At 58.8% G+C, this 25,019-nt stretch carries 25 protein-coding genes and 1 riboswitch; of the genes, 11 read left to right on the top strand and 14 right to left on the bottom strand.

All coding sequences use genetic code 11. The annotated features are described in order from the left end of the window. Nucleotides 1–183 precede the first annotated feature (183 nt). Nucleotides 184–3,180 carry an ABC transporter transmembrane domain-containing protein gene (locus tag ACR0I7_RS10585; RefSeq protein ID WP_480511168.1) on the top strand — a complete coding sequence of 999 codons (2,997 nt, stop codon included), beginning with the start codon at nucleotides 184–186 and terminating at the stop codon, nucleotides 3,178–3,180. Here the strand turns inward: ACR0I7_RS10585 and ACR0I7_RS10590 are convergent, their stop codons facing one another. From ACR0I7_RS10590 to ACR0I7_RS10630, 9 genes are all read right to left on the bottom strand, one after another. Continuing rightward, nucleotides 3,181–3,474, bottom strand: coding sequence for an ArsR/SmtB family transcription factor (locus ACR0I7_RS10590; RefSeq protein WP_480511169.1), 294 nt, complete (start codon nucleotides 3,472–3,474; stop codon nucleotides 3,181–3,183). A 112-nt stretch (nucleotides 3,475–3,586) separates the two neighbouring features. Further along, nucleotides 3,587–4,819 (bottom strand): mandelate racemase/muconate lactonizing enzyme family protein, encoded by a 1,233-nt coding sequence (locus tag ACR0I7_RS10595; RefSeq protein WP_480510768.1) that lies wholly within the window; start codon nucleotides 4,817–4,819, stop codon nucleotides 3,587–3,589. A 30-nt stretch (nucleotides 4,820–4,849) separates the two neighbouring features. After that, nucleotides 4,850–5,947, bottom strand: coding sequence for a Zn-dependent alcohol dehydrogenase (locus ACR0I7_RS10600; protein ID WP_480510770.1), 1,098 nt, complete (start codon nucleotides 5,945–5,947; stop codon nucleotides 4,850–4,852). An 80-nt stretch (nucleotides 5,948–6,027) separates the two neighbouring features. After that, a complete protein-coding gene (locus ACR0I7_RS10605) occupies nucleotides 6,028–7,227 on the bottom strand; it encodes a TCR/Tet family MFS transporter (protein WP_480510772.1) in 1,200 nt (399 codons plus the stop codon). A 115-nt stretch (nucleotides 7,228–7,342) separates the two neighbouring features. Further along, the gene (locus ACR0I7_RS10610; RefSeq protein WP_480510773.1) at nucleotides 7,343–8,056 is read right to left on the bottom strand and encodes an alpha/beta fold hydrolase; all 714 of its coding nucleotides are present in this window, start codon (nucleotides 8,054–8,056) and stop codon (nucleotides 7,343–7,345) included. A 12-nt stretch (nucleotides 8,057–8,068) separates the two neighbouring features. Next, nucleotides 8,069–8,857 (bottom strand): 3-oxoadipate enol-lactonase, encoded by a 789-nt coding sequence (gene pcaD, locus ACR0I7_RS10615; protein WP_480510775.1) that lies wholly within the window; start codon nucleotides 8,855–8,857, stop codon nucleotides 8,069–8,071. A 60-nt stretch (nucleotides 8,858–8,917) separates the two neighbouring features. Beyond that, nucleotides 8,918–9,892 carry a threonine ammonia-lyase gene (locus ACR0I7_RS10620; RefSeq protein WP_480510777.1) on the bottom strand — a complete coding sequence of 325 codons (975 nt, stop codon included), beginning with the start codon at nucleotides 9,890–9,892 and terminating at the stop codon, nucleotides 8,918–8,920. Further along, the gene (locus ACR0I7_RS10625; RefSeq protein WP_480510779.1) at nucleotides 9,889–10,713 is read right to left on the bottom strand and encodes an alpha/beta fold hydrolase; all 825 of its coding nucleotides are present in this window, start codon (nucleotides 10,711–10,713) and stop codon (nucleotides 9,889–9,891) included. The genes ACR0I7_RS10620 and ACR0I7_RS10625 overlap by 4 nt, the downstream gene beginning before the upstream one ends. Further along, nucleotides 10,713–11,399, bottom strand: coding sequence for a haloacid dehalogenase type II (locus ACR0I7_RS10630; RefSeq protein ID WP_480510781.1), 687 nt, complete (start codon nucleotides 11,397–11,399; stop codon nucleotides 10,713–10,715). The genes ACR0I7_RS10625 and ACR0I7_RS10630 overlap by 1 nt, the downstream gene beginning before the upstream one ends. Before the next feature lie 124 nt (nucleotides 11,400–11,523). On the opposite strand from ACR0I7_RS10630, the gene ACR0I7_RS10635 reads away from it, so the two are divergent. Next, entirely contained in the window at nucleotides 11,524–11,961 is a 438-nt protein-coding gene (locus ACR0I7_RS10635) for an FKBP-type peptidyl-prolyl cis-trans isomerase (RefSeq protein ID WP_480510783.1), read from the top strand. 2 nt (nucleotides 11,962–11,963) lie between these two features. Here the strand turns inward: ACR0I7_RS10635 and ACR0I7_RS10640 are convergent, their stop codons facing one another. The 4 genes from ACR0I7_RS10640 to fabA are packed head-to-tail and all read right to left on the bottom strand — an operon-like array spanning nucleotide 11,964 to nucleotide 14,782. Further along, nucleotides 11,964–12,155, bottom strand: coding sequence for a hypothetical protein (locus tag ACR0I7_RS10640; protein ID WP_480510785.1), 192 nt, complete (start codon nucleotides 12,153–12,155; stop codon nucleotides 11,964–11,966). A 59-nt stretch (nucleotides 12,156–12,214) separates the two neighbouring features. Beyond that, a complete protein-coding gene (locus tag ACR0I7_RS10645; protein ID WP_480510787.1) occupies nucleotides 12,215–13,006 on the bottom strand; it encodes an enoyl-ACP reductase FabI in 792 nt (263 codons plus the stop codon). Nucleotides 13,007–13,011: 5 nt separating this feature from the next. Next, complete coding sequence (gene fabB / locus ACR0I7_RS10650; RefSeq protein WP_480510789.1) at nucleotides 13,012–14,241, bottom strand: beta-ketoacyl-ACP synthase I; 1,230 nt, start codon at nucleotides 14,239–14,241, stop codon at nucleotides 13,012–13,014. A 31-nt stretch (nucleotides 14,242–14,272) separates the two neighbouring features. Further along, nucleotides 14,273–14,782 (bottom strand): bifunctional 3-hydroxydecanoyl-ACP dehydratase/trans-2-decenoyl-ACP isomerase, encoded by a 510-nt coding sequence (gene fabA, locus ACR0I7_RS10655; protein ID WP_171100566.1) that lies wholly within the window; start codon nucleotides 14,780–14,782, stop codon nucleotides 14,273–14,275. A 191-nt stretch (nucleotides 14,783–14,973) separates the two neighbouring features. Between fabA and irrA the strand changes: the two genes are divergently transcribed. Together irrA and ACR0I7_RS10665 are read left to right on the top strand one after the other, a co-directional pair. Next, a complete protein-coding gene (irrA, locus tag ACR0I7_RS10660; protein WP_480510791.1) occupies nucleotides 14,974–15,393 on the top strand; it encodes an iron response transcriptional regulator IrrA in 420 nt (139 codons plus the stop codon). A gap of 109 nt (nucleotides 15,394–15,502) precedes the next feature. After that, nucleotides 15,503–16,297: a phytanoyl-CoA dioxygenase family protein gene (locus ACR0I7_RS10665; protein ID WP_480510793.1), complete on the top strand. Its 795-nt coding sequence runs from the start codon at nucleotides 15,503–15,505 to the stop codon at nucleotides 16,295–16,297. A 6-nt stretch (nucleotides 16,298–16,303) separates the two neighbouring features. Here ACR0I7_RS10665 and ACR0I7_RS10670 read toward each other — a convergent pair whose 3' ends face one another. Continuing rightward, nucleotides 16,304–17,167 carry a hypothetical protein gene (locus ACR0I7_RS10670; RefSeq protein WP_480510795.1) on the bottom strand — a complete coding sequence of 288 codons (864 nt, stop codon included), beginning with the start codon at nucleotides 17,165–17,167 and terminating at the stop codon, nucleotides 16,304–16,306. 121 nt (nucleotides 17,168–17,288) lie between these two features. Here ACR0I7_RS10670 and miaB point away from each other — a divergent pair, with 121 nt between their 5' ends. From miaB to metK, 7 genes are all read left to right on the top strand, one after another. Then, nucleotides 17,289–18,608 carry a tRNA (N6-isopentenyl adenosine(37)-C2)-methylthiotransferase MiaB gene (miaB, locus tag ACR0I7_RS10675; RefSeq protein ID WP_480510797.1) on the top strand — a complete coding sequence of 440 codons (1,320 nt, stop codon included), beginning with the start codon at nucleotides 17,289–17,291 and terminating at the stop codon, nucleotides 18,606–18,608. Nucleotides 18,609–18,842: 234 nt separating this feature from the next. After that, nucleotides 18,843–19,553 carry an outer membrane protein gene (locus ACR0I7_RS10680; RefSeq protein ID WP_480510799.1) on the top strand — a complete coding sequence of 237 codons (711 nt, stop codon included), beginning with the start codon at nucleotides 18,843–18,845 and terminating at the stop codon, nucleotides 19,551–19,553. A gap of 130 nt (nucleotides 19,554–19,683) precedes the next feature. After that, complete coding sequence (locus ACR0I7_RS10685; RefSeq protein WP_480510801.1) at nucleotides 19,684–20,706, top strand: PhoH family protein; 1,023 nt, start codon at nucleotides 19,684–19,686, stop codon at nucleotides 20,704–20,706. 43 nt (nucleotides 20,707–20,749) lie between these two features. Beyond that, entirely contained in the window at nucleotides 20,750–21,244 is a 495-nt protein-coding gene (ybeY, locus tag ACR0I7_RS10690; RefSeq protein WP_480510803.1) for an rRNA maturation RNase YbeY, read from the top strand. Between the two features lie 36 nt (nucleotides 21,245–21,280). Further along, a complete protein-coding gene (locus ACR0I7_RS10695) occupies nucleotides 21,281–22,168 on the top strand; it encodes a hemolysin family protein (RefSeq protein WP_480510805.1) in 888 nt (295 codons plus the stop codon). Then, nucleotides 22,165–23,673: an apolipoprotein N-acyltransferase gene (gene lnt / locus ACR0I7_RS10700; RefSeq protein ID WP_480510807.1), complete on the top strand. Its 1,509-nt coding sequence runs from the start codon at nucleotides 22,165–22,167 to the stop codon at nucleotides 23,671–23,673. The genes ACR0I7_RS10695 and lnt overlap by 4 nt, the downstream gene beginning before the upstream one ends. A gap of 42 nt (nucleotides 23,674–23,715) precedes the next feature. Further along, nucleotides 23,716–23,765: riboswitch (SAM-SAH riboswitch) on the top strand. Between the two features lie 5 nt (nucleotides 23,766–23,770). Further along, nucleotides 23,771–24,952, top strand: a complete 1,182-nt coding sequence (metK, locus tag ACR0I7_RS10705) for a methionine adenosyltransferase (protein WP_480510809.1) — start codon at nucleotides 23,771–23,773, stop codon at nucleotides 24,950–24,952. Nucleotides 24,953–25,019 lie beyond the last annotated feature (67 nt).

Genomic DNA, 25,019 nt, shown 5'->3' on the forward strand with positions numbered 1-25,019 from the left:
CTAGGCACTAATTTGACGTCAGGCAAATGAACTAGTTCACACAAGCTAAATAAAAGTAAAAAAATAGGAAACCATTTGCTTCGCCTGATGCTGATGCAGTAAATTCGCTCTGCTAGGTCTCGATTAAGATCGTCATAGCTGGATCACGGGTCAGTTGCAGGGGCAGGCACTATAGAACGCACGATTTTCCGTTTTATCTGGAAGTATTCAAAACGCGATCAGCTGGTTCTGCTGGCCGTGACGGCGACGCTGTTTCCGCTGTTGTATCTGACGCTCGAGTTGCCCAAGCGCATCATCAACGATGCTATCGGTGCCTCCAGTTCCATCGTCAACGTCTGGGGCTATAGCCTGGAACAGACGACGTTCCTGATGATTCTGTGTTTTGGGTTCCTTGCGGCGGTTCTGGCGCATGGGTTGATGAAAATGCGCATCAACACCATGAAAGGCGTCCTGAGCGAGCGGATGCTGCGCCGGTTTCGGTATCAGCTGATCAGCAGGGCCCTGAGATTCCCGCAACCTTATTTTGAACGCGTCAGCCAGGGTGAGCTGGTGTCGATGATCACCGCCGAAAGCGAACCGATGGGCGGGCTGATGGGGGATGCTATCAGTCAGCCGGTTTTGCAGGCGGGGCAGATGCTGACGATCCTGTCGTTTCTGTTTTTGCAAAGCTTCTGGTTCGGGCTGGCTGCGGTGGCGCTGATCCCGTTGCAGGCCTGGTTGATTCCGCGCCTGCAAAAGCAAATCAACCTGCTGAATAAACGCCGCATCCAGGAGGTGCGCGTGCTTGCTGCCCAGATCGGAGAGAACGCCGCCGGGGCCGCGACGTTGCGCGCCAATGGCGGGTGGCGCTATCGCCGGGCCATGATCTCGGACCAGTTGGGGCAGCTGTTTGGTATCCGGTTCGAGATCTATCAGAAGAAGTTCTTTATGAAGTTCATAAACAACTTCATCTCGCAGCTGACGCCATTCATGTTCTATCTGGTGGGCGGTTTTCTGGTGCTGCAGGGATCAGTTTCGCTGGGGGCGCTGGTCGCTGCGCTGGCGGCGTATAAAGACCTCAGCTCCCCCTGGAAAGAGCTGCTGACCTATTACAACCAGACCCAGGACATGTCGTTGCGCTGGGAGGTTGTCATCGAACGCTTTGCCCCCGACGGCATGCAGGATGAGAAGCTCTTTGAAGGAGAACCAACCGAGCGTCCAAGGCTGAGCGGTGATATCGTGCTGAACCATGTCTCAGTCAGGGATATGGATGGCAATCAGGTTCTGGACGATCTCGACCTGACCTTTCCCGGCGGCAAGACGATCGGTATCGCGGCCCCCAGTGAGGAAGATCGCAGGGCGCTGGCCGAGACACTAACCCGAGAAATCCTGCCAAGTTCCGGAAGAGTAGAGGTGGGCGGAGTGAACCTGTCAGAGCTACATCAGGGGGTTGTGGCAGCCCGGATCGGGCACGCGACCTCTCGTCCGGTGATGTTTCAGGGCACGGTTGGCGACAACGTCATGATGCCGATGCGCTTTAAGCCGCTGTCGGATATCGGGGACGATCCGGATTTTTCCGAGACGCTGCGCGCGGGAAACAGCAACGATCCCTTTCGGACGGAGTGGCTGGACCCGTCACTGGCCGGTTTTGAGAATTCGAGCTTGTTGCGCAGCTGGTGGCTGCAACTGATTGATGGCATGGGATCGGGCGCGACGTTGTTTCAACGGGGGACCGAACAGGTCTTTGACCCGACCGACAACCCCGCGCTTTCGAGCAAACTGATCGAATTGCGACCGCTTGTGCAGGAGGCAGTACGCCGTGAAGGGCTGGATCAGCAGGCGCTGATTTTCGATCGTGCCGCGTATAATCCGGCGTTGCCTGTTGCCGAGAACCTGCTGTTTGCCACGCCCTGTGTTCCCGTAACGCAAGAGCTGCTGGCGCGGCAAACGGTGTTTCTGGGGCAATTGCGCGAACTGGGACTGGATGAAACCCTTGTCGCCCTGACCCAGGACGTGATCGATATGCTGCGTCAGATTTTTGGACTCGATGGCACCGATCACCCCCTGTTCCGCAAACTTGGTCTTGAGGCATCGACCTATGAGGCGGCGGTCGAGCTGGTCGAAAAGACCCGCAAAGATGGCGCGGCGGGGCTGGACGATGCACAGCTTGCCAATATGCTGGCGGTTCCGTTTGTCATCTCGGCCGAACAGATCGGACCTGCCTTTACCGACGAGCTGAAACAGCGGATTCTCGAATTGCGGCACAGCCATTCGGACAAGCTGATCGAGCGGCTGAACGGTGTATTTGTGCCATTGGATGTGACCAAGTTCGCGCCGGGCCTGACCGTCATGGAGAATGCGCTGTTCGGTAAGGTCAGCCAGATCGGCGGGGCGCGATCGGACGAGGCGCGCAAGCTGATCGTGGATGTCATGTCCGAAAATGGTGCCCGGCCGCTGGTGATCGAGCTTATCTATGACGTGCCCGTCGCCCTCGGCGGGCAGAACCTGCCTGCTGTTCTGGCTGAACCGCTGGCCTTTACGCGGGCGACCATCAAGAAGCCCGATATCCTGATCCTCGAAAACGCGCTGGCCAGCTATGACATGGACACGCAGATTTCGGTTTACAAAAACCTGCGTCAACTGTTGCCTGAAACCACGGTGATCTATCTGAACGACCAGTTCGAGACGCCAGAGGTCTTTGATATGTTCGTTGAGATCCGGCAGGGGCGGGTCGTTTCGGACCAGAAACCCTCGGATGTCGAGGGCGATGGCGCGGCTTCGGCGGATTTGGCCAGAAAGCTGCGCGCACTGGAGCAGGCCCCACTGTTTTCCGGGCTGGACCGGCGACAGCTGCGCCTGCTGGCCTTTGGCGCGCGCTGGTTCGAAGCACAGTCAGGTGAGGTCGTTTTCCTGAAAGATGATCAGCCGACAGACGGCGCCTATATGATCATCGAAGGGGAGGCGGGCCTATATCTGCCGAAAACGTCAGAGCCGGATCAGCTGATTACCCGTGTCGGTGGCGGGGCAATCGTTGGGGAACTTGGTCTGATCCGCAAAGAACCACGGGCGCTGAGTATGGTTGCAGAGACCGATCTGGTCTGCCTGCGGATCGGTGAAGAAGAATTCCTGGCGGTTGTCGAACATGACGCGGCGACAGCGTTCAAACTGTTGCAGGTTGTGGCGGGATATGTCGCGAGCTGATCAGCCGTGGTTGTTCGGCGCGCAAAACAGCCCGTAAAGCAACTCGATCACCTGCGAGGTTTTTCCATCGCTGAGCGAATAGTAGATGGTCTTTCCCTCGCGCCGCGTTGTGACGAGACCTTCTTCGCGCAGCCGGGCCAGCATCTGGCTTACGGCAGCCTGCCGCAGCTTAAGCAGCGTTTCCAACTCGCTGACCGAGCGTTCTCCGGCACCCAGATGGCACAGGATCATCAGGCGACCCTCATGTGCCAGCGTCTTGAGGAACGCAGCAGCCTGAGCGGCGCTTTCTGTCATGTCCGCGGGTGTTTTGGGCGGCAGGTCCTGAGGGTCTAGGTCTTGTACTGTCACGAAATGAGATCCGGAGGTTGGGGGATTCGCGAAATATGCCCCAACTGGCCTGCGCTTGTCACCCCTCGGTTGCGGGCGCACCCCCCTGGAAATTGTTGCCGTTGACATAGTCGCACGGGTCTTCCTGCATCTGCAGATGCAATGCGTCGCCGGTATAGGGGTGCGCGCGGGCCAGTTCCTCATTCACGTCTATTCCCAGTCCGGGCGCGGAGGGCGGCGTGACAAAGCCATTTTCAACGCGGATCGAACCATTGATCAGCTGATCGTGGAACGGGGTTTCAATCGTTTCCAGCAGCAACAGGTTGGGAATGGAGGCCGCCAGATGAACATTGGCCGCCCATTCGACGGGACCGGCATAGAGATGCGGTGCAATCTGCGCGTTGAAGACCTCGGCGATGGCCGCAACCTTTTTCATTTCCCAGATACCTCCGGCACGCCCCAGAGCCGGTTGCAGGATTTCAGCGGCACCCGCGCGCAAGACCGTAGCGAATTCGGCCTTGGTGGTCAGGCGTTCGCCGGTCGCTATGGGGATGCGCACATTGCGGGCGACGCGGGCCATGTCCTCGATCATGTCCGGCGGCGTGGGTTCTTCGAACCAGAGCGGTGAGTAGGTCTCAATGGCCTGACCAAGGCGGATTGCGCCTGCCGTATTGAACTGGCCATGGGTTCCAAACAGCAGATCGGCCTTATCGCCCACTGCCGCGCGGATCGCCTTGCAGAACGCGACGGACATTGAGATATCGGACATGGCAGGCATATGCCCGCCGCGCATTGTATAGGGGCCCGCGGGGTCGAATTTGACGGCTGTGAAGCCGTGCCGGACCATTTCGGCGGCGCTTTCTCCGGCCTGTTCGGGGGAGGTCCAGAAATCGGTCAGGTTATGTTGCGGCAAGGGGTACAGATAGGTATAGGCCCGGATACGGGCGTTCATCTGCCCACCCAGCAGCGCATGGACGGGGCGATCCCGGTCCTTGCCCAGAATGTCCCAGCAGGCGATTTCCAGACCCGAGAACGCACCCATAACTGTCAGGTCGGGACGTTGGGTAAAACCGCTGGAATAGGCGCGGCGGAACATCAATTCGATGTTTTCGGGGTTTTCACCAGCCATGTGCCGGTCGAACACGTCCCGGATCACATGCTTCATCGTGTCAGGGCCGACCGAAGACGCATAACACTCGCCCCAACCGGTGATCCCGGTATCGGTCGTCACTTTCACCAGAATCCAGTATCGCCCGCCCCAGCCCGGCGCGGGTGGGGCCGTCACGATGATGTCGAGGTCTAGCAGCTTCATCTGACGTCCTCCTATGTGCGATGCATCAGGCTATCGGGCTCTGTCAAAGATCACCACGTTGCGTTTGGCCGATCCGGTTTTAGTGTCTTCAATTGCCTCGTTAATTTGGTCCAGCGACCAGCGGCCCGAGATCAGCTCGTCCAGTTTCAGACGCCCTTGTTCGTACAGATCAATCATCCACGGAATGTCACGCTGAATGACCACATCGCCCATTTTCGAGCCGATCAGTCCTTGACCGATCGCCGCCAGAATAACCGGTTCATAGCTGGCTTCTGCACCTGAATGCGGCATCCCGATCATGATGGCCTTGCCGCCGCGCCCCAGATAGCGCGGGGCCTGATCATAGGCAGGGATTGCCCCAACCGTGATCAGAACCGCATCTGCCCCACGGCCGCCAAGCGCCTTGTATGCGGCCTTCCACGGTTGCTCCAAAGTTGCCAGAACGCCATGGGTGGCACCGAACTGTTTGGCGATTTCAAGTTTCTCATCGGTCATGTCAACGGCCACGATGCGGCGCGCGCCGGCCAGCCTAGCGCCTTGAATCGCGTTGAGGCCAACGCCGCCCGCGCCGATCACAACAACGTCCTGCCCCGGGCGTAAGCCCGCCGCGTTCACAGCCGCCCCAACGCCGGTGATCACTCCGCATGACAGCAGACAGGCCACATCCTTGGCCATTGTGTCTGGGATTTTGACGATCTGCCGATGGCTGACCACAACCTTTTCGGCAAACGCGCCGCATGCCATAGCCTGATCCAACGGGCCGCCATCAGCCGTTTGCAATGGACCATTTGCCGAGTCATAGGGCGTTTCGCAAATCGTCGGCTTACCACTGGCACAAGAAGGGCAGGAGCCGCAGGCGCGGATCAGCGTGACCACGACCGAGTCGCCCACCTGAAACTCACCCGCTGCATCGCCGACAGCGGTGATGACACCCGCCGCTTCGTGGCCGTAGACGGCAGGCAGAAACCCGCCCCAGGCCCCGCTGGCGTAGGTGATGTCTGAATGGCAAATGGCCACGGCATCGAGGGTCACCTCGATCTCTCCCATGCCGGGCGGTGCGATCAGAATATCCTCGATCACCAGAGGTGCGTTGAAGGTTCGGCATATGGCGGCTTTGATGGTTTGCATGTGTTTCCCATTCGCTTTGGATCACGGTGGCGTGTCGAAGCACCTGCCGCAAGGCTGAAACCGCCATGGATATGTCGTTGTTATGCTATCGCAGGGCGCGACCGCAGAAAAACTACTAGGCCGACCAGCATCAGACACAAGGCCAGAAGGAACGGTGCGCCCGGCAGATAGACAGGCGCGTCCGGCTTTGCGAATTGGGCAAACACGCTGGCCATCACCAGAGGCGACAGGATCATGGACAGCGCGTGCAGCGCCGCCAGAACGCCCTGAAGCTCACCCTGCTGAGAATCCGGCGTTGCGCGTGACATCATGGCCTGAAGGGCGGGAGTCACCACAGCGCCCAGAGCGGTGACCGGGATCAGCATCAGTGCAATTTTCCCGCTGGTCAGAAAGGCCAGCAGGGCAAAGCTGACGATTTCGAACCCCATGCCGACGATGATTGTAACCCGTTCCCCCAGATATCGCGTGGCAGGCCGGATCAGCCCACCCTGCACCGCCGCCATTCCGATGCCGTAGATGCCCAGAGAAAACCCTACGACCTGCGGGGACCAGTCAAAGCGTTCGATGGTGAAATACGACCAGATCGCCGGATAGACATAGATCGAGACGGAGTACAGGAAATAGACCGTCAGCATCGGTCGAATGCCGGGCAGCCCGGCGATGGCACGGAGTGAACCCGCCGGGTTGGCCCGACGCCAGTTGAACGCGCGCCGCGTTTTGTCGGTTACGGTTTCGGGCATCACCCAATACCCAGCGAGGAACCCCAGCGCAGAAAGCCCGGCGGCGGCCCAGAACGGCGCGCGTGTGCCGAATTCGCTGAGGACCCCGCCCAGCAGCGGGCCCAGAACAAAGCCAAACCCGAAGGCTGCGCCGAGCAGACCGAAATTCGCGGCTTTGTCCTTTGGTTCAGAGACATCCGCCATGAAGGCGGCGGCGGTGGAATGGGTGGCGGCGGTGATGCCGCCGACGATACGGCCCAGCAGCAACAGCCAGATGCTGCCGGCGATGGCCATCACCACATAGTCCAGTGCCATGACAAAGAGAGAGACCAGCAGCACGGTTCGGCGTCCATAGGCGTCTGACAGATTTCCCAGAACCGGGCCGAACAGGAATTGCATCGTGGCAAAAGCGGTACTGAGGATACCGCCCCATATGGCAGCGGTGGCCAGGGTGCCGCCCTGAACGTCGACGATCAGTTGCGGCATGATCGGCAGGACAAGGCCGATGCCCATCGCGTCGATCATTACGGTACCGAGAACAAACAGAAATGGCAGGCGCATGGGACCCAGGGCAAACTCTTTGCACGGACCCTAGCGGTGGTTTCAGCATCTGGAAAGAGAGGCTTTGCAGGAACCGGCGTAACGTCCCGTAACTTCTGGGATGCGCGGATGACGGTCAGAGCGCGCGGGCGATCTGATCCATCAGCCTGGCCAATTTGACTGGGTGCGAAAAGAATGGAGAGTACGAGCTTTCGATGGTCAGGCGCATCTCGGGCGGCGCGCAATGGCTCATCTGTTCTTCGTATTCGGTTGGGATGGTCCGGTCGTCCAGCGCCCGGATGTAGGCCTTGGGGACCTGCGCGAAATGATCGCTCAGCCGCAAGGGCGTGTCTTGCGGCGCGATCGGCTGAGGGCAGAGCCGTGGGCGCGCATATGAGAGGATCTCGGGCTTGCAATCGTGATAGAACAGGTCCTGCACCCGCTCAGGGTAAACGCTGTAGGACAGGCCGTCGGCGGGTTTCTCGACTGCGCCGTCCGTCAGCTGGCGCGGCGCGCGCTTTCGCATCTCGATCATCGAGAGGCCGGATTGGGGAACATAGGCACACAGATAGATCAGCGCCCGCATCGCTTTGGGCGATGTTTCGGCAGCGGCGCTGACCGGATAACCGCCCCAGGAATGGCCGACGACAAGGGTGTCGGGGGTCGAGGCGTTCAGCACTGCGTCACGGCAGCTGTCCAGCGTGACCTCTGCAATCGGCGTCGGGTCTGCACCGTGGCTGGGCAGATCAATGGCGCGGGCGGTATGACCCAGCGCCGTAAGCTGAGGGATCAGATCGCGCCAGCACCATGCGCCATGGCAGGAGCCGTGGATCAGCAGGAAATCGGCCATATCAAGGCTCCTTTAGATATGTCCCGTCTCGGTCAGAAACTGCCCAAGGATGGCGGCGTATTTCTCGGGTTGTTCGACACAGGGCAGGTGTCCAGCCTTGCGGATCAGCTCAAACCGCGCGCCGGGGATAAGGTCGATGGTTTCGCGTACCAGATCCGGGGGCGTTGAGCCATCATCGCTGCCTGCGATGCCAAGAGTAGGCAGGCGCAGCCCGCTGGTTGGCGTGTAGAAATCCGTGCCCGAAATCGCTTCGCAGCAGCCCAGATATCCTTCGAGCGACTGGCGCGCCATCATCGTGCGCCAGAGCAGATGTTCAGGGGTGTCGCGAAATGCCTTGGTAAACCAGCGCTCCATTGTGGCGTCGGTGATGGCTTCGATCCCGCCCGCGCGGACCGCAGCGATGCGGTCCTGCCAGATCGAGGGCGTTGCGATCTTGGCGGCGGTGTTGGACAGAACCAGCGCGCGCACCTGATCCATGCGTTTGACCGCCAGCCCCTGTGCGATCATTCCGCCGATAGAGAGGCCGACGAACATGCAGTCTTTGATATCGAGATAGTCCAGCAAACGCTCGGCATCCCGCACCAGCGCGCCCATCGCATAGGGGGCCGGAGGCTGCGAGGACAGGCCATGCCCCCGTTTGTCATACCGGATGATCCGTAACCCGGCAGGCAGCAAGGGCACGACAGCATCCCACAGGCGCAAATCTGTTCCCAGTGAGTTTGCGAAGACGATTGGCGCGCCATCCGGGTCGCCATCGACCCGGTAGTGCAGCTTTACGTCCCCGAGATCGGCGATTTTCATGTCCTGGTTCCTGTCTGAATTGCGGGTGCGGGTGAAGGATGTGCGGCCTGCCGCCGCGTGTCAGGCCAACAGGTCCAATGCTTGGGCAAAAATCTGCGGATCGACATTGCCGCCTGAGGCAACAACGATGACTGCGTCCCCTGCGATCTGGTCTTTTCGGAACAGGGCTGAGGCCAGCGAGACGGCGCCGCCGGGTTCCAGAACGATCTTCAGGCGCAGGAAGGCATGGGCCACGGCCTGCAAAGCCTCTTGTTCTGACACGGCGAGGCCGGGGCCGCACAGGCGGGTCAGAATGGGAAAGGTGATCTCTCCGGGTTGTGGGGTCAGGATGGCATCGCAAATGTTGCCGGCGGTTGTGTTGTTGTTCTGAATGCTGCCCGCTGCCAGCGACCGTTTGACATCGTCAAACCCCTCGGGCTCGCAAGGGCGCGCGCGCAAGCCGGGGGCGCGTTTCTCAAGCGCCAGCGCCACGCCCGAGGTCAACCCGCCACCGCCGCAACAGACCAGAACGTCGCCCTCGGTCACGCCCAGTTCAGCCGCCTGACGGGCGATTTCCAACCCGGTCGTTCCCTGACCGGCAATGACTTGCGGGTCGTCATAGGGACGGATCAGGGTCAGGCCGCGCGCGGCGGCCAGCGCTTCGCCGATCTCTTCCCGGCTTTCGGTGGCGCGGTCATAGAGGATGACCTCAGCGCCGAGCGCGCGGGTGTTGTCGATTTTCAGCTGCGGGGCATCTGACGGCATGATGATGACCGATGGGATGCCATGCTGTGCGGCCGCCATGGCGACCCCTTGCGCGTGATTGCCCGACGAAAAGGCGATGACGCCACGCCCGCGCGCCATCTGATCCAGCGCGGATATCGCGGACCACGCGCCGCGAAACTTGAAGCTGCCGGTATGTTGCAGGCATTCGGGTTTGACCAGCACCCGGCGGCCCGCGATCTCATCCAGAAAGGGCGAGCTCAGCAGCGGCGTTTCCCGGGCATGCCCTTGCAGCCTAAGGGCGGCGGCTTCTATCATCTCGATGGTGCTCATGCGTTCAGTACCTTGCGAATGAGGTCGATGGAGGGCGGCTCGTCCATAAACGGGACGTGGCCGCGGTTGGGGATTTCTGCCGATATCAAGCCGGGATGGTGGCGGTGCATCTGTTCGACGGTGGCTGCCCCAAGAATATCGGAATTGGCGCCGCGGATCACGCCAGTGGGAATACCGCGTAGCGCGTCGAAAAGAGGCCACAGATCCGGTGGGGGTCCGGCGGCGGCCTGTTCGATCAGCGCATTGCGCAGCGCCGGGTCATATCGCAGGGACAGACCTTGTGGCGTTTCGCTGTATTGGGCCCTGGACCGCGCCGTCCAGACCGAGAGTGGCACGCCGGGGAACTTGGGCTCTAACGCCTGTTTCAAAAGCTGCGCCATCTGGTCATGGGTTTTTGCATCGGGCGGTTTACCAACAAACTCCATGATCCGGGCGATCCCATCGGGTTCAATCACCGGGCCCACATCGTTCAGCACCACACCCAAGAGGCGCTGCGGGTGGCTGCTGGCCAGTGCCATGGCGTTCAGGCCGCCGCGCGATGTGCCCAGCACATAGGTTTGGTCCAGACCCAGATGATCGAGCAGTTCGATGGCGTCCTGGGCCTCGCGCAGGATATTGTAGTTCATGAAATCGGGGTCATAGTCCGAGAGGCCACGTCCCCGATAATCCATTGTGATCATCCGCAGATCGGCGACATGCGGTGCGAGACATCCAAAATCCTCGCTGTTCCGGGTCAGGCCAGCAAGGCACAGCAGCGGCGTGCCGACCCCGGTATCCTCAAAGTACAGGCGCAGGCCGTCAGATGTGGTGAAATCTGCCATTACAGCCCTGCAAGCGATGGGATTGAGGTCAGATCAGGCAAGACATGGGCGGGGGTCCAGGGCAGCCGATCCATTGGCTCGTCAGTCCGATTGACCCAGGCCGTCACAAAGCCATAGCCGCTGGCCCCGGCGGCGTCCCAGCCATTTGAGCTGACAAAAAGCACTTCGTCACGGGAGCAGCCAAATCTCTGCTGCACCAGATCATAGACCCGCACATGAGGTTTGAAGACGCCGACACTTTCGACCGACAAGACATCGTCCAGGACCGCTCCGATACCTGCAGATTGAACAGCGCCATCCAGCATCGGTGGCGAGCCGTTGGACAGAATCGCGGTCTGTAGGCCACCATCTTTCAGGGCCTTCAGCATGGTCGGCACTTCGGGATAGGCCTGCAACTCCCAATACAGGTCCAGCAGGCGTTGTCGCAGGGCCATGTCGCCCTGCAGCCCCACAGCCTCAAGCGCCCAGTCCAGACCATCCTGCGTGACGTCCCAGAAATCGGCATGTGCATCTGCCACCGCGCGCAACCACGTATATTGCAATTGCTTCAAACGCCAGTGGTTGGCCAATGCAGGCCATTTCTCGCGCAGGGTATCGAACCCGGGTTCGGCTGCGGCCTGACGGGCTGCGGCCGCCACGTCGAACAAAGTGCCATATGCATCGAACACGCATGTTGTGATTGCCATTTATCCCTCCGCTGATCGGGCGCAGGTTGGCATAATGGGAAAAGCTGCGAAAGAGCCGAGGGTTTACAATATTGTACCAATCTCTAGGCTTAGCGTTCATTTCCTTACGAGGCCGGAGGCCACGATGACCGCGATCAAGCAGGGCGACACCGTTCGCATTCACTACACCGGTACCCTTCTGGGCGGTGACGTCTTTGACAGTTCCGAGGGACGGGAACCGCTGGAATTTGCGGTCGGGTCAGGCGAGGTTATCTCGGGCCTGGAGGTGGCGCTGCCCGGAATGCAGATCGGCGAGAAGAAACGGGTCGAGATTGCGTGTGTCGATGCCTATGGGCCGATCAACCCGGCCATGCGTCAGGACATTCCGCGCGAAGGAATTCCCGAAGACATCCCTCTGGAACCCGGTACGCAGCTGCAGATGCAGACACCTGATGGGCAGGCATTGCCGGTTGTGGTGGTCGCAGCCGATGAGACGACGGTGACGCTGGATGCAAATCATCCGCTCGCTGGGCAGGATTTGATTTTTGAGATCGAGATTGTCTCGGTGAACGCGCAGGGCTGAGATTACAGCCCGGGCAGTTGGTTCAGAAACGGCTGAATAGCCTCGCGCACCTGCGGCTGCGTGTAGAACACGAACAAAATCAGCAGGGTGGTCAGGGTCAGCAGCATTATGCGCGCCCGCCCCCCCTTGAGTCCTGACTTGCGGGACTGGGTTGCGCGCGCATTGTTTGCAATGATCTGGTCAAGTTTGCTCATGACCCAATCCCTGCCGGTCAAAGATGTTCAAATCTTGGCGCTGGCAGGGAAAGATATGGTCACATGAAATCAGGCTGCGGCATGCCCAGAACGTGGAATCCCCCGTCGACGCGAATAATCTCACCCGAGGTATAGGTGCCAGCATCCGAGGCCAGATAGACCGCAGTGCCGCCCACAGCCTCAAGCGTCGCGTTTGAGCGCATCGGCGCGTTCTGATCGCAGAACTTATAGGTCTTGCGGGCGCCGCCAATGGCCGCTCCGGCCAGCGTTTTCATCGGACCGGGCGAAATGGCGTTCACACGAATGCCTTCGGGGCCAAGATCATTGGCCAGATAGCGGGTCGCCGATTCCAGCGCCGCCTTGGCCACGCCCATGACGTTATAGTTCGGAACAACCTTGTTCGAGCCCTGATAGGTCAGTGTCAGCAGGGTGCCACCATTGTCTTTCATCAAAGGATATGCGCGGCGCGCAACCTCGATAAACGAGTATGCCGAGACATCCATCGAATGTTTGAAGTTGGCGCGGGTGGTGTTCAAAAACCGCCCGGTCAGTTCGGATTTGTCCGAATAGGCGATGGCGTGAACCACAAAATCGATGGTTGGCCAACGCTCTCCCAACTCACCAAAGGCGCGGTCCAGCGACGCGTCGTCTGTGACGTCCGCATCTACCATAAAGTCGCTGCCAAGGCTCTGGGCTAGTGGTTCAAGACGTTTGCCAAACGCCTCGCCCTGATAGGTGAAAGCCAGTTCGGCGCCGGCCTCGTGCATAGCTTTGGCGATGCCCCACGCGATCGAGCGGTCATTGGCCACACCCATGATCAGGCCGCGTTTGCCTTTTAATTGATCCGACATCCTATTCACCCGTTATACTTTGACAGAACCATGGAACCATTTGTGCCGCCAAAGCCGAAGCTGTTGGTCATGACACTGTCCAAGCCTGCATTTTCAACTACTTGAGTCGCAATTTCACCGGGCAAGATGCCTTCGGCTAGTGTGTCGACATTGATCGACGGCGTAATGAAATCATTGTCCAGCATCAGCAGGCAAAAGATCGCTTCAAGCGCGCCTGCGGCGCCCTGCGCGTGGCCCGTCATCGATTTGGTCGATGAGATCGGCGGCACGTTGCCTTCGCCAAAGATGCGACGTACGGCCTCAACCTCGCCCACATCGCCAACCGGGGTCGAGGTGCCGTGGGCGTTGATATAGCCGACCTTGCGGCCTTCGGGCACGTTAGCCATTGCCAGACGCATGGCGCGTTCCGCGCCTTCGCCCGAGGGGGCAACCATATCATGACCGTCTGAGGTGGCGGCGTAACCAGTCACTTCGGCATAGATTTTGGCACCGCGCGCCAGCGCGTGGTCCAGCTCTTCGAGAACAACGATGCCGCCACCGCCAGAGATGACGAAGCCGTCGCGGTTCTGGTCAAACGCGCGCGAGGCCTTATCGGGCGTGTCATTGTATTTTGATGACATCGCGCCCATCGCGTCAAACAGGCAGGATAGGGTCCAGTCGAGCTCTTCGCCGCCGCCTGCGAACATCACATCCTGTTTCCCCATCATGATCTGTTCTGCCGCGTTGCCGATGCAATGCAGCGAAGTCGTACAGGCCGAAGTGATCGAATAGTTAATGCCCTTGATCTTGAACGGGGTGGCAAGGTTCGCGGAAATCGTCGAGGACATGCATTTCGGCACGGCAAAGGGGCCAATCCGCTTGGTCGCGCCGTTTTTTAGCACGGTCTGATGCGCCGTCAGCATGGCACTGGTCGATGGCCCGCCCGAGCCCGCAACCAGACCGGTGCGCGGGTTCACCACCTGATCTTCACTCAGGCCGGAATCAGCGATGGCCTGAGACATCGCGATATGGGCGTAGGCCGCACCGGGCCCCATGAAACGCAGCGTGCGTTTGTCCACATGCTCGGTCACGTCGATCTTGAGCGATCCGGCGATCTGGCTGCGAAAGCCATGTTCGATCATCTGCTCATTGGCTTCAATCCCGGACGTGCCGGATTTGAGTGAGGCCAGAACCTCTTGGGCGTTGTTCCCGATGGAGGAGACGATCCCCAAACCGGTTACGACTACTCGACGCATGTGCGTGCTCCTTATTTCGGGCCTGTCAGGGTCAGGCGTCAGACAGAACGACTCTCATGTCTTTGACATCATAAATCATTTCACCGTCCGCTTCGACGATACCATCTGCCACGCCCATCGTCAGGCGGCGGGTCTGGATCGCTTTTTTGAAATCGATTTTGTAGGTCAGCATTTTGCGGTCAGGGCGCACCATGCCGGTCAGCTTGACCTCGCCCACACCCACGGCCATGCCGCGCCCCTGCCAGCCGCGCCAGCCGAGGTTAAAGCCGGTCAGCTGCCACAAACCGTCCAGCCCCAGACAGCCGGGCATGATCGGGTTGCCGGGGAAGTGGCAGTCAAAGAACCAAAGGTCAGGCGTGATATCGAATTCGGCCAATACATGGCCTTTTCCATGCGCACCGCCATCATCCGAAATTTCGGTGATCCGGTCCATCATCAACATCGGCGGAGCAGGCAGCTGTGCGTTGCCGGGGCCAAAAAGCTCGCCACGAGCGCATTTCAGCAGATCGTCCTTGTCAAAACTGCTCGGGAATTGGGCCATTCTTGCCGCCTCTCCTGCCAGGGGTCTGTTTTGTTCTATCTGGCCTCGTCTAGCACCCGTATGCAAGGTCCTGCAAGAGCAGCAGACAACAACATGTGCGGCTTAGCATATTCTTTGCGAATGAATTTCATTTGAAATTCCCACCTAATGGCACCTATATATATTATCAGCAGAAATCAGGTATCCGATCTATGACACCTCAGAGCCAGAACATCGCTACAAACTGGTTGGTTGACGCCGGGCTGCGCCCGACGCGTCAAAGGGTTGCATTGGCCGAACTGTTGGTCGGCGACGGGAACCATCGCCATGTCACCGCAGAAAGCCTGTTTGAGTCGGCCAAAAAGAAGGGTGACGCGGTGTCGCTTGCTACCGTCTACAACACGCTGCGCGCGTTTTGTGAGGCTGGTGTGCTGCAGGAGATCACTGTTGATGGGTCAAAAAGCTATTTTGACACCAACACCCATGATCATCCGCATTTCTTCTGGGAAGACGAAAGCCGCCTAAGCGACGCGCCCTCGGATCAACTGGTGATCAAACAACTGCCCGAAGCGCCCGAAGGCGTCGAAATCGCCTCGGTCGACGTTGTAATCCGTCTGCGAAAGAAGCCTTAATTCCCGCCACGGATACCAAACAGCCCGGTCGCTCATCATTGTTGATGGTGAGTTGAACCCGCCTGACAAATCTGCGCAGTCTTTGATTGCACAAAATCAGGAGGGGCAGATGCCGCATTCTCTCGTCTCACCGGACATGATCGCTGACTATCAGGCAGACGGTGTTGTTCTGGTCAAAGGTCTGTTCGCGGATTACGTCGAGACGTTGCGCGACGGGGTGGCGGCCAATATGGCGGATCCGGGGCCCTATGCGTCCGAAAACAAAAAGGCTGGTGAAACCGGCCGTTTCTTTGACGACTATTGCAACTGGTCCCGCATTCCGCAGTTCCGCAAAGTGATCGAAGAGTCGCCTGCGGCTGAGGTTGCCGCCGATCTGATGCAGTCAAACACGGTTCAGATGTTTCATGATCACGTGCTGGTCAAAGAGCCGGGAACGTCGATGGCCACACCATGGCATCAGGACGGGCCTTATTACTTTGTCGAAGGGCGGCAAACGATCAGCTTCTGGTCTCCGCTGGACCCGGTCAGGCAGGCGACGCTGCGATGCGTGGCCGGCTCTCATCTGTGGGAAAAAGAGGTTCTGCCCACACGCTGGGTATCGGAAGAAGGGTTCTTTGCCGATGAGGGTCAGTATATTCCTGTGCCAGACCCGGATGCCGAAGGCATGAAGGTTGTCGAGTTCGAGATGGAGCCGGGCGACGCTGTGGCCTTTCATTATCGCACGCTGCACGGCGCGCGCGGGAACCACTCGGACAGCCGCCGCCGTGCGTTTTCCCTGCGTCTGGTGGGGGATGATGCGCGATATGTCGAGCGCCCGGGGCGCACGTCGCCACCGTTTCCTGGACACGAGATGACACCCGGTCAGCATTTGCGTGAGGATTGGTTTCCGGTTCTGCAGCGCTGAAGGCGTTTAGAACCATTGTCCGGGTTCGATCAGGCCTAACTCCAGCAACTGGTTGGAATTCCACTGAAAGCCGATCGAGTTGCGCCAACTGAACGTGGGGATGTCAAAGGTCGAACCGGCATTGCTCTTCAACGCCTTGGCCGCCCGAAATGAACAGATCGCTGCGGTCAGGTTATGGTGCCAGGGGCAGGAGTAGGTGTTGTATTCGGGTTCGTTGAACGTGTGATCCGGCAGCAGTTTCAGGCCCTTCGCGGCCTTGAACAGCGAAATCCGGTCGATGCGGCGGCGTTCATAGGGGATGTGATCCTCGAATCGCCAGCGCAGGCCGCCTGACATGTCCAGCTGACGTTCGAGCGGTTGACCCGTCGCATCATGGCGGGCGTGGGCATAATACCCTGTGCTGTCCAGCAGGGCCTGATCTGCGGCCACGCCATTGGGATGGGCGGCAAGATCCTCGGCATAGAGGTCAACGACATGGCACAGCATCGCATCGCGGCGTTCTTCGGTGTGAAACGCTAGCATCTCGGTGATCGAGCGTGTTTCGCAGAACGGATAGAACAGGTATTCCGCGTTGTAGCAGTAGTAGTACCAGATATCAGGCGCGGTCTGCGTGATCCGGTTGATTGTGTCAAAAACGACCGATCTTGGGGCGCAGGTCAGGGCGACGCGGTGAATAGTTTCGTTCAGTTCCGATGGCAGCTCGAACTCGGCTGGCATGAACGCCACAAGAGATTTGAACCCAAGGTTCAGATGGTGGCGCAGGGTGCCTTCAAGCTCGACATCATCCTCGGCAAAGACAAGGGCAACGGGTCCCTTAGTCAGCGCGGTCTGTCCGGTTTTCATGAAGTGATCGAGAGAGTCGTACTGCATCGTCTTCTGGCATTCCGCGTTGCTGGAAATTTCCGACAAATTCGGGTAATTGCGGCGGCATTGCAAGCGGCGTTCGATGCGTATAGATGACGCCGGTCCAGCGAATGCAAAGGCCCAACCCATGTCCGAACCGAAAAAGCTGTTTATCAAAACCTATGGTTGCCAGATGAACGTCTATGACAGCGAGCGTATGGCCGAAGCGCTGGGCGGTCAGGGGTATGTGGAGACCAAAACGCCTGATGATGCGGATATGATCCTGCTGAACACCTGCCATATTCGTGAGAAGGCGGCAGAAAAGATTTATTCCGAGCTTGGGCGTTTCAAAGGATTGAAAGCGGAAAAGCCGGACCTCAAGATCGGTGTCGCCGGATGTGTTGCGCAGGCAGAGGGTCAGGAAATCATGCGGCGTCAGCCGATGGTTGACCTTGTGGTCGGCCCGCAAAGCTATCACCGCCTGCCCGAGATGGAGGCCAAGACCCGCGCCGGGGAAAAGGCGCTGGACACCGATTTCCCCGAAGAGGACAAGTTCGAGAAACTGAAAAACCGTCCCAAAGCGAAGCGCGGCCCAACGGCGTTTCTGACGGTGCAGGAAGGGTGTGACAAGTTTTGCGCCTTTTGCGTGGTGCCTTATACGCGCGGCGCCGAGGTCAGCCGCCCTGCCGATCGCATTCTGAACGAAGCGCGCGAGTTGGTGGAACGCGGCGTGCGGGAAATCACTCTGCTGGGTCAGAATGTGAATGCCTATCATGGGGCGGGACCTGATGGAGACATGACGCTGGCGGGTCTGATCTGGGAGCTGAACAAGGTCGATGGGCTGGAGCGCATTCGTTTTACCACCTCGCACCCAAATGACATGGCAGATGATCTGATCGAAGCGCATGGGACCTGTGACAAGCTAATGCCGTACCTGCATCTACCGGTGCAGTCGGGATCAGATAAAATCCTGAAGCGAATGAACCGCAGCCATACTGCAGAAAGCTATCTGCGCCTTATTGAACGTATTCGTGCGGCACGGCCTGATATTCTGATGTCGGGTGATTTTATCGTTGGTTTCCCCGAAGAAACCGAAGAGGATTTTAAGGCGACTTTGAGCCTCGTGGAAGAGGTTCGGTACGGCTATGCTTATTCCTTCAAATACTCGACCCGTCCGGGGACGCCTGCGGCAGAACGGCCACAGGTTGCCGAAGAAGCGGCAGATGACCGTCTGCAACGCTTGCAGGCCATGATTACACGCCATCAGCGCGAAATTCAGGATTCCATGGTCGGTCGCACCGTACGCGTATTGTTCGAAAAACCAGGGCGTCTGACCGGGCAGATGGTCGGGAAATCCGAGTATCTTCATGCGGTTCACGTCGTTGGTGAAAGTATCGCCGCCGGAGATTTGCGCGATGTTCGGATCACCGCATCGGGCGCGAACTCTCTTGCCGGAGAGTTAATCTGAACCTGCTGATATGGGCAGTTTATATACCATAACTGGTGTTCTACACTAAAATTAATACTTGATTTATTGCTTTGAAGCATGCTCCCAGCATAGCTAGCCTTTGTCAGGGGTGATGTTTGAACCCTGCTTAGCAAGGCTTGCGCAGGCCTGATTGTCTGTTCGCAGTGATGGAGGGTAAGAGTGGTAGCTGTTAGTCGAGTTTTTATTCCGAAGTTTGGACAAGCCCTCTTGGGAGTGGCTCTGGCCACTTTATGTGCGGGCGCCGCAGTCGGCGGTAATCTGACCGTGGGCACCGATGACCCGGCTGTTGTTGGGCCAGAACGTCTTTCGGATGATGTCAGCGCGTTCTATCTGGGCATATCGGGCGGATATGCGAACGGCGGCAGTGACCGTTTCGGATTACGGACCAGCGGTGGAACCTTTGCAGTCGGTGAGCTTGAAACATCCGGTGGATTTGGCGGCGTCCGGGGCGGCTGGCGCGGTGTTTTGCCCGCAATAGGCGGGCGCGACTATGTCTATGGTTTTGAAGTCGGTTATGATTTCGGAAGCCTCGAAGACAGCACGCAATCCAACATCAGCGGCACCGTCGTGGGCGCGGGGTCCGAGATTTCGGATGTGCTCTCGATCAAACTACGCAATGGTCTGACCAACCGTAGCCGCAGCATCTTGTATTTCGTCTCGGTGGGGTATGTGAGCGGGGACATCTCGACGTCAAGCAGCATCACCAGCGGAACGTCGACGCAAACCTCGGTGGACAATGATCGCCGCAGTGGTTTTTCAGCCAGCATCGGTGCCGAACACCAGCTGACCGACAGGTGGTCCATTACGGGTGAATATGAATACGTTCAGTTCGACTCAAAGCAAATTGACTTCAGCTCGGGCTTTTCCACCAAATCCACGCCTAACTATCGCAACCTGCGGTTTGGTCTGAACTATCGGTTTTAGGATGGCCCTGGCCGAAATCCCGGGGCGACTTGCGGTTTTGCCATCAGTGGTAAATTTTTGAAACTGTTGCTTGCGCCCACCGAGTTTTGTTGTCTACGCTCGGGGTGAAACGCCAAGACAGGAGAACGGATTGGCCATCGGTGAACTGACCCCACCGCAAGATGAAATGCCTCAGCGCGAGGCACTTGTTGAATTTCCAGACAACCGGCTCTTGATTGATCTGTGCGGTGAATATGACCGCAATCTGACTGATATCGAGCACAAGCTTTCGGTTCAGATTGTCCGCCGCGGCAACCAGCTTGTTGTTCTGGGGGACGAAGATGCCCAGAAACAGGCGATTGAGGTGCTTCAGGCCTTGTACGGCCGGCTCGAAGGGGGGCGCGAGGTTGAGGCCGCTGATGTCGACCGAGAATTGCGGATGGGCAACTCAGAGGCCGAAACCGGCTCGCGCGATGGTGACCAGCTTGAGATGTTCAAAGGCGGTACGGTCGAGATCAAGACGCGAAAGAAGCTGGTTGAGCCGCGCACGGATGCTCAGAAAGCCTATGTTCAGTCGTTATTTAACAACGAATTGGCCTTTGGAATCGGGCCTGCTGGAACCGGTAAGACCTATCTGGCGGTTGCCGTTGGCGTGTCGATGTTCATCGGTGGTCACGTGGATCGTATTATCCTCAGCCGTCCGGCCGTCGAAGCGGGTGAAAAACTGGGTTATCTGCCCGGTGATATGAAGGACAAGGTCGATCCCTACATGCAGCCGCTCTATGATGCGCTGAATGATTTCCTGCCGGGCAAACAGCTGGCCAAGTTGATCGAGGAGAAGCGAATCGAAATCGCTCCTCTGGCCTTTATGCGCGGACGGACGCTGGCCAATGCATTTGTTGTGTTGGATGAAGCGCAGAATGCCACGACGATGCAGATGAAAATGTTCCTGACCCGTCTGGGCGAAGGCAGCCGTATGGTGATCACGGGTGACCGCTCGCAGGTCGATCTGCCGCGTGGGGTCCAGTCGGGGCTGGCGGATGCGGAACGGTTGCTAAAAACGATTCCGAACATCAGCTTTAACTATTTCACCTCGAAAGACGTGGTCCGCCACCCGCTTGTCGCGGCCATCATCGAAGCGTATGAGGCCGACGCGGGCCGGGAAACGGGATAAGTGCCGGCCCCGCAATCGGCTGGGGCAAACGAAAGATGGCGGCATGAACCTGGAAATCTCGGTTGAAGATGCGCGCTGGCAGGATCTTGAGGTGCTGTCCGGGCGGGCCATCGGTGCGGTGCTTGATCACTTCGGACTGGACGCCGCGCTGTGCGAGATCAGCCTGCTGGGATGCAACGATGCACGGATCGCCGAGCTGAATGCCGAGTTTCGGGACAAACCGACCCCCACCAATGTGCTGAGCTGGCCTGCCGAAGATCTGGCACCCGAAGCAGCAGGCAAGACGCCTTTGCCGCCAAGCCCTGATTTTACGGGTGAAATTGCGCTGGGCGACATCGCGATTTCATACGATACCTGCGCGTATGAGGCCCGCGAGGCCGGGAAGGCCATCGAAGATCACGTTACGCATCTGATCATTCACGCGATGTTACATTTGCTGGGCTATGACCACATTCGTGACCAAGACGCCACTTTGATGGAGGGTGTCGAGGTCGAGATACTTTGCAAATTAGGTATTGATGACCCATATAATGGGTAACGCGGGCATTTGTGCCTGAGAAATTGGAACAGGATAATGGGCGACACAGACGGCAGTTCTAGGGCGGCGCACAGCGCGCTTCCGCAGGACGGCAACGACACTACCGAAGAGAAAAGCGGATTTCTTACTCGAATAATTGATGCATTCTCCTCGCATGACGAAGATGAGGCCGAGTTGGTAAACGGCCACAAAACAGACGCGGCACAGCCACGGGGCATGATCAACTTGCGCCGTATGCGGGTTGAGGATGTGGCGATACCGACGGCAGAGATCGTGTCGGTCCCCCTGACTACGACCAAAGAAGAGCTCGCGCAGCTGTTTCGCGACAGTGGCCTGTCGCGTATTCCGGTCTATGACGGAACGCTGGATACGCCGCTGGGTTTTGTTCACCTTAAGGATTTCGCCCTGACGCACGGGTTCAATGGCGGCTCGGCCGAATTCGAGATGCGCGCGATGTTGCGCACGTTGTTATTCGTGCCGCCGTCCATGCCAATCGGCGTTCTGCTGACCAAAATGCAGACTGAACGCCGTCACATGGCGCTGGTGATCGACGAATATGGCGGTGTCGACGGTCTGCTGACGATTGAGGACCTGATTGAACAGGTTGTTGGTGAAATCGCTGACGAACACGACGCTGACGAAGATCAGCTTTGGTTTCAGGAGAAACCCGGCTGTTATGTCGTCCAAGCGCGGGTACCACTTGAGGAGTTTGAAGCCGAGATCGGGCGCTCGCTGACCAGCCACGAAGATGTGGATGAAGAAGAGATCGACACATTAGGCGGTCTTGTCTTTATGCTGTCGGGGCGCATTCCCGCGCGGGGAGAGGTTGTGCCGCACCCCGAAGGGCCCGAGTTCGAAGTGGTCGACGCGGATGCACGCCGGATCAAGCGGCTGCGCGTTATGTTGCCGGATATCGTTGCATGAACCCTGCCGCCGGTTGGCCTGTCTGGCTGAGGCTTGTTCTGGCGGCGATGCTGGGCGCGCTGGGGGCTTTTGGGTTGGCCCCGTTTGGCTATTGGATCGCGACGCTGATTGCGTTTTCGCTGATTGCGCCGCTGTTTCTGGCCAGCGCAACGCGCGTGCAGGCCGCATGGGTCGGGTGGTGCTTTGCCACCGGATATTTTGCCCACGCGCTGAACTGGATCATCGAGCCGTTTCAGGTTGATGCCGAGCGCCATGCCTGGATGGCCCCGTTTGCGCTGTGTTTCATGGCAGCTGGGTTGGCGTTGTTTTGGGCCTTGGCCTTCTGGGTCGCGCGCAGGCCGGGGGCGACAGGGCAGGGGCGGCAAGCCCTGTTGCTGGCCGTCAGCCTGTCGCTGGCCGAGATGGCGCGCGGATATGTGCTGACCGGCTTTCCATGGGCTGGCCCGTCGCAGGTCTGGGTGGATACGCCGGTTGCGCAGATGTTGGCAATTGTGGGGCCCTATGGCCTGACGGCGCTAACCTTGTTTGCAACTTTGCCTTTGGGCGCGGCTTTGGTCAGCGGTCAAAGCGCAAGGGGGTATGCAATGCCTGTTGCGATGTCGGTTGGTCTGGCCGCTCTTGCCCTGATCTATGCATCGATGCGCCCAGAAGTGGTGGACAGTGACAACATCGCGCGGATGGTTCAGCCGAACGCGCCGCAGCATCAGAAATGGGACCGTGATTATGCGCCGCTGTTCTTTGCGCGTCAGATCGAGTTTACGGCGGCAGAGCCCAGACCGGATCTGATCGTCTGGCCCGAGACGTCGGTGCCTGCCTGGCTGGGAAGCGCACAGCCCCATCTTGCGGCCATCGCCGATGCGGCCCAGGGCGTGCCGGTTGTCTTGGGCATCCAGCGCGGGGATGGCGCGCGGATTTACAACTCGATGGTCTATCTGGATGAGGATGGGCAGCAGGCGGGCCTCTATGATAAGCACCATCTGGCGCCTTTTGGCGAATATGTTCCCTTTGGAGACCTGATGGCCAAGTTCGGCATTCACGGATTGGCAGCGACAACCGGAAATGGGTTCAGTTCGGGGCCCGGGGCTGATCTGCTGGACGCTGGAAAACTGGGGATGGCCTTGCCGCTGATCTGCTATGAGGCGGTGTTCACGCAAGACGTACTTTCCGCGCCTGCGCGTGCGGATTTCCTGCTGCAGATCACCAATGATGCGTGGTTTGGAACCCGCTCGGGGCCGTATCAGCATCTTGCTCAGGCGCAGATGCGCGCGATTGAGCAAGGACTGCCGATGATGCGATCGGCTAATACCGGCGTATCTGCCATGATCGACCCGCTTGGGCGTATCACTGCATCGCTGCCTCTGGGGCAGGCGGGGTATGTGGATGCGACGTTACCGCGCGCGCTTACACCGACGCTTTATGCGCGTCTGGGGGATAGGGCGGTTTTTCTGGTGCTGCTGGTCTTGTTTGCGCTGTTTTGGCGCAACGCCCGAAACAGCTTGGACTAATTTGCGATTGACCCTATTCGCCTCTGGGCGTATGCCCACGGTCGCTTGTCACAACGGCTTCCTGACGTGACGGGGGTAATCTCAATGGAGCACTTTTATGTCCCGACAGAACTACACTTTTACTTCGGAATCCGTTTCCGAAGGGCATCCCGACAAGGTCTGTGACCGTATTTCAGATGCCGTACTTGATGCTTTTTTGAGCGAAGAGCCCGAAGCTCGCGTGGCGTGCGAGACATTTGCCACGACCGATCGCGTTGTCATCGGTGGCGAAGTTGGCCTGTCGGATCAGGAAAAGCTGCATGAATACATGGACCGGATCGAAGATATCGCGCGCGCGTGTATCAAAGATATCGGTTACGAACAGGATAAGTTCCACCACGAAACCGTCGAGGTGACGAACCTGCTTCACGAACAATCGGCCCATATCGCGCAAGGTGTTGACGCGTCGAGCGATAAGGACGAAGGGGCTGGCGATCAGGGTATCATGTTCGGTTATGCAACGACCGAGACGTCCGCGCTGATGCCCGCGCCCATTCAGTACTCGCACGCGATCCTGCGCCGTCTGGCTGAAGTGCGCAAGAACGGCACCGAGCCGGCGCTGGGCCCGGACGCGAAATCGCAGCTGTCGGTGGTGTACCGGGATGGCAAGCCGGTCGGCGTCAGCTCGATCGTGCTGTCGACCCAGCATCTGGATGAGGCGCTGACCTCAGACGACATCCGCGTGATCGTCGAACCCTATATCCGCGAAATCCTGCCCGACGGCTGGCTGAGTGCTGAGACTGAGTGGCACGTGAACCCGACCGGGAAATTCGTCATTGGCGGTCCGGATGGGGATGCGGGCCTTACAGGCCGGAAAATCATCGTGGACACCTATGGCGGTGCGGCCCCGCACGGGGGCGGCGCGTTCTCGGGCAAGGACCCGACCAAGGTTGACCGTTCGGCGGCTTATGCCGCGCGCTATCTGGCCAAAAACGTGGTTGCCGCCGGAATGGCCGAGCGCTGCACGATCCAGCTGAGCTATGCGATTGGCGTGTCCAAGCCGCTTTCGATCTATGCCGACACTCATGGCACCGGTCAGGTTGCAGATCGCGAGATTGAACAGGCCATTGATCAGGTCATGGATCTGAGCCCGCGCGGTATTCGTCAGCATTTGCAACTGAACAAGCCCATTTACCAGCGCACGGCTGCCTATGGTCATTTCGGTCGTGAACCGGGCGCTGATGGCGGTTTCAGCTGGGAGCGGACTGACCTGGCGGACGCATTGAAAGCAGCCGTCTAAAACTGAGACCCAAAGCGCGCCCGATTGCGGCGCGCTTTTTTCATCCTGCATTGCGGTGCTGCTTGCC

Source organism: Ruegeria sp. AM1, from assembly GCF_056540745.1.

What these genes read in the sequence shown, in the direction of transcription:
- ACR0I7_RS10590 (WP_480511169.1), bottom strand. Translation starts at nt 3,474, where the DNA reads ATGACAGAAAGCGCCGCTCAGGCTGCTGCGTTCCTCAAGACGCTGGCA.
- ACR0I7_RS10595 (WP_480510768.1), bottom strand. Translation starts at nt 4,819, where the DNA reads ATGAAGCTGCTAGACCTCGACATCATCGTGACGGCCCCACCCGCGCCG.
- ACR0I7_RS10600 (WP_480510770.1), bottom strand. Translation starts at nt 5,947, where the DNA reads ATGCAAACCATCAAAGCCGCCATATGCCGAACCTTCAACGCACCTCTG.
- ACR0I7_RS10605 (WP_480510772.1), bottom strand. Translation starts at nt 7,227, where the DNA reads ATGCGCCTGCCATTTCTGTTTGTTCTCGGTACCGTAATGATCGACGCG.
- ACR0I7_RS10610 (WP_480510773.1), bottom strand. Translation starts at nt 8,056, where the DNA reads ATGGCCGATTTCCTGCTGATCCACGGCTCCTGCCATGGCGCATGGTGC.
- pcaD (WP_480510775.1), bottom strand. Translation starts at nt 8,857, where the DNA reads ATGAAAATCGCCGATCTCGGGGACGTAAAGCTGCACTACCGGGTCGAT.
- ACR0I7_RS10620 (WP_480510777.1), bottom strand. Translation starts at nt 9,892, where the DNA reads ATGAGCACCATCGAGATGATAGAAGCCGCCGCCCTTAGGCTGCAAGGG.
- ACR0I7_RS10625 (WP_480510779.1), bottom strand. Translation starts at nt 10,713, where the DNA reads ATGGCAGATTTCACCACATCTGACGGCCTGCGCCTGTACTTTGAGGAT.
- ACR0I7_RS10630 (WP_480510781.1), bottom strand. Translation starts at nt 11,399, where the DNA reads ATGGCAATCACAACATGCGTGTTCGATGCATATGGCACTTTGTTCGAC.
- ACR0I7_RS10635 (WP_480510783.1), top strand. Translation starts at nt 11,524, where the DNA reads ATGACCGCGATCAAGCAGGGCGACACCGTTCGCATTCACTACACCGGT.
- ACR0I7_RS10640 (WP_480510785.1), bottom strand. Translation starts at nt 12,155, where the DNA reads ATGAGCAAACTTGACCAGATCATTGCAAACAATGCGCGCGCAACCCAG.
- ACR0I7_RS10645 (WP_480510787.1), bottom strand. Translation starts at nt 13,006, where the DNA reads ATGTCGGATCAATTAAAAGGCAAACGCGGCCTGATCATGGGTGTGGCC.
- fabB (WP_480510789.1), bottom strand. Translation starts at nt 14,241, where the DNA reads ATGCGTCGAGTAGTCGTAACCGGTTTGGGGATCGTCTCCTCCATCGGG.
- fabA (WP_171100566.1), bottom strand. Translation starts at nt 14,782, where the DNA reads ATGGCCCAATTCCCGAGCAGTTTTGACAAGGACGATCTGCTGAAATGC.
- irrA (WP_480510791.1), top strand. Translation starts at nt 14,974, where the DNA reads ATGACACCTCAGAGCCAGAACATCGCTACAAACTGGTTGGTTGACGCC.
- ACR0I7_RS10665 (WP_480510793.1), top strand. Translation starts at nt 15,503, where the DNA reads ATGCCGCATTCTCTCGTCTCACCGGACATGATCGCTGACTATCAGGCA.
- ACR0I7_RS10670 (WP_480510795.1), bottom strand. Translation starts at nt 17,167, where the DNA reads ATGCAGTACGACTCTCTCGATCACTTCATGAAAACCGGACAGACCGCG.
- miaB (WP_480510797.1), top strand. Translation starts at nt 17,289, where the DNA reads ATGTCCGAACCGAAAAAGCTGTTTATCAAAACCTATGGTTGCCAGATG.
- ybeY (WP_480510803.1), top strand. Translation starts at nt 20,750, where the DNA reads ATGAACCTGGAAATCTCGGTTGAAGATGCGCGCTGGCAGGATCTTGAG.
- ACR0I7_RS10695 (WP_480510805.1), top strand. Translation starts at nt 21,281, where the DNA reads ATGGGCGACACAGACGGCAGTTCTAGGGCGGCGCACAGCGCGCTTCCG.
- lnt (WP_480510807.1), top strand. Translation starts at nt 22,165, where the DNA reads ATGAACCCTGCCGCCGGTTGGCCTGTCTGGCTGAGGCTTGTTCTGGCG.
- metK (WP_480510809.1), top strand. Translation starts at nt 23,771, where the DNA reads ATGTCCCGACAGAACTACACTTTTACTTCGGAATCCGTTTCCGAAGGG.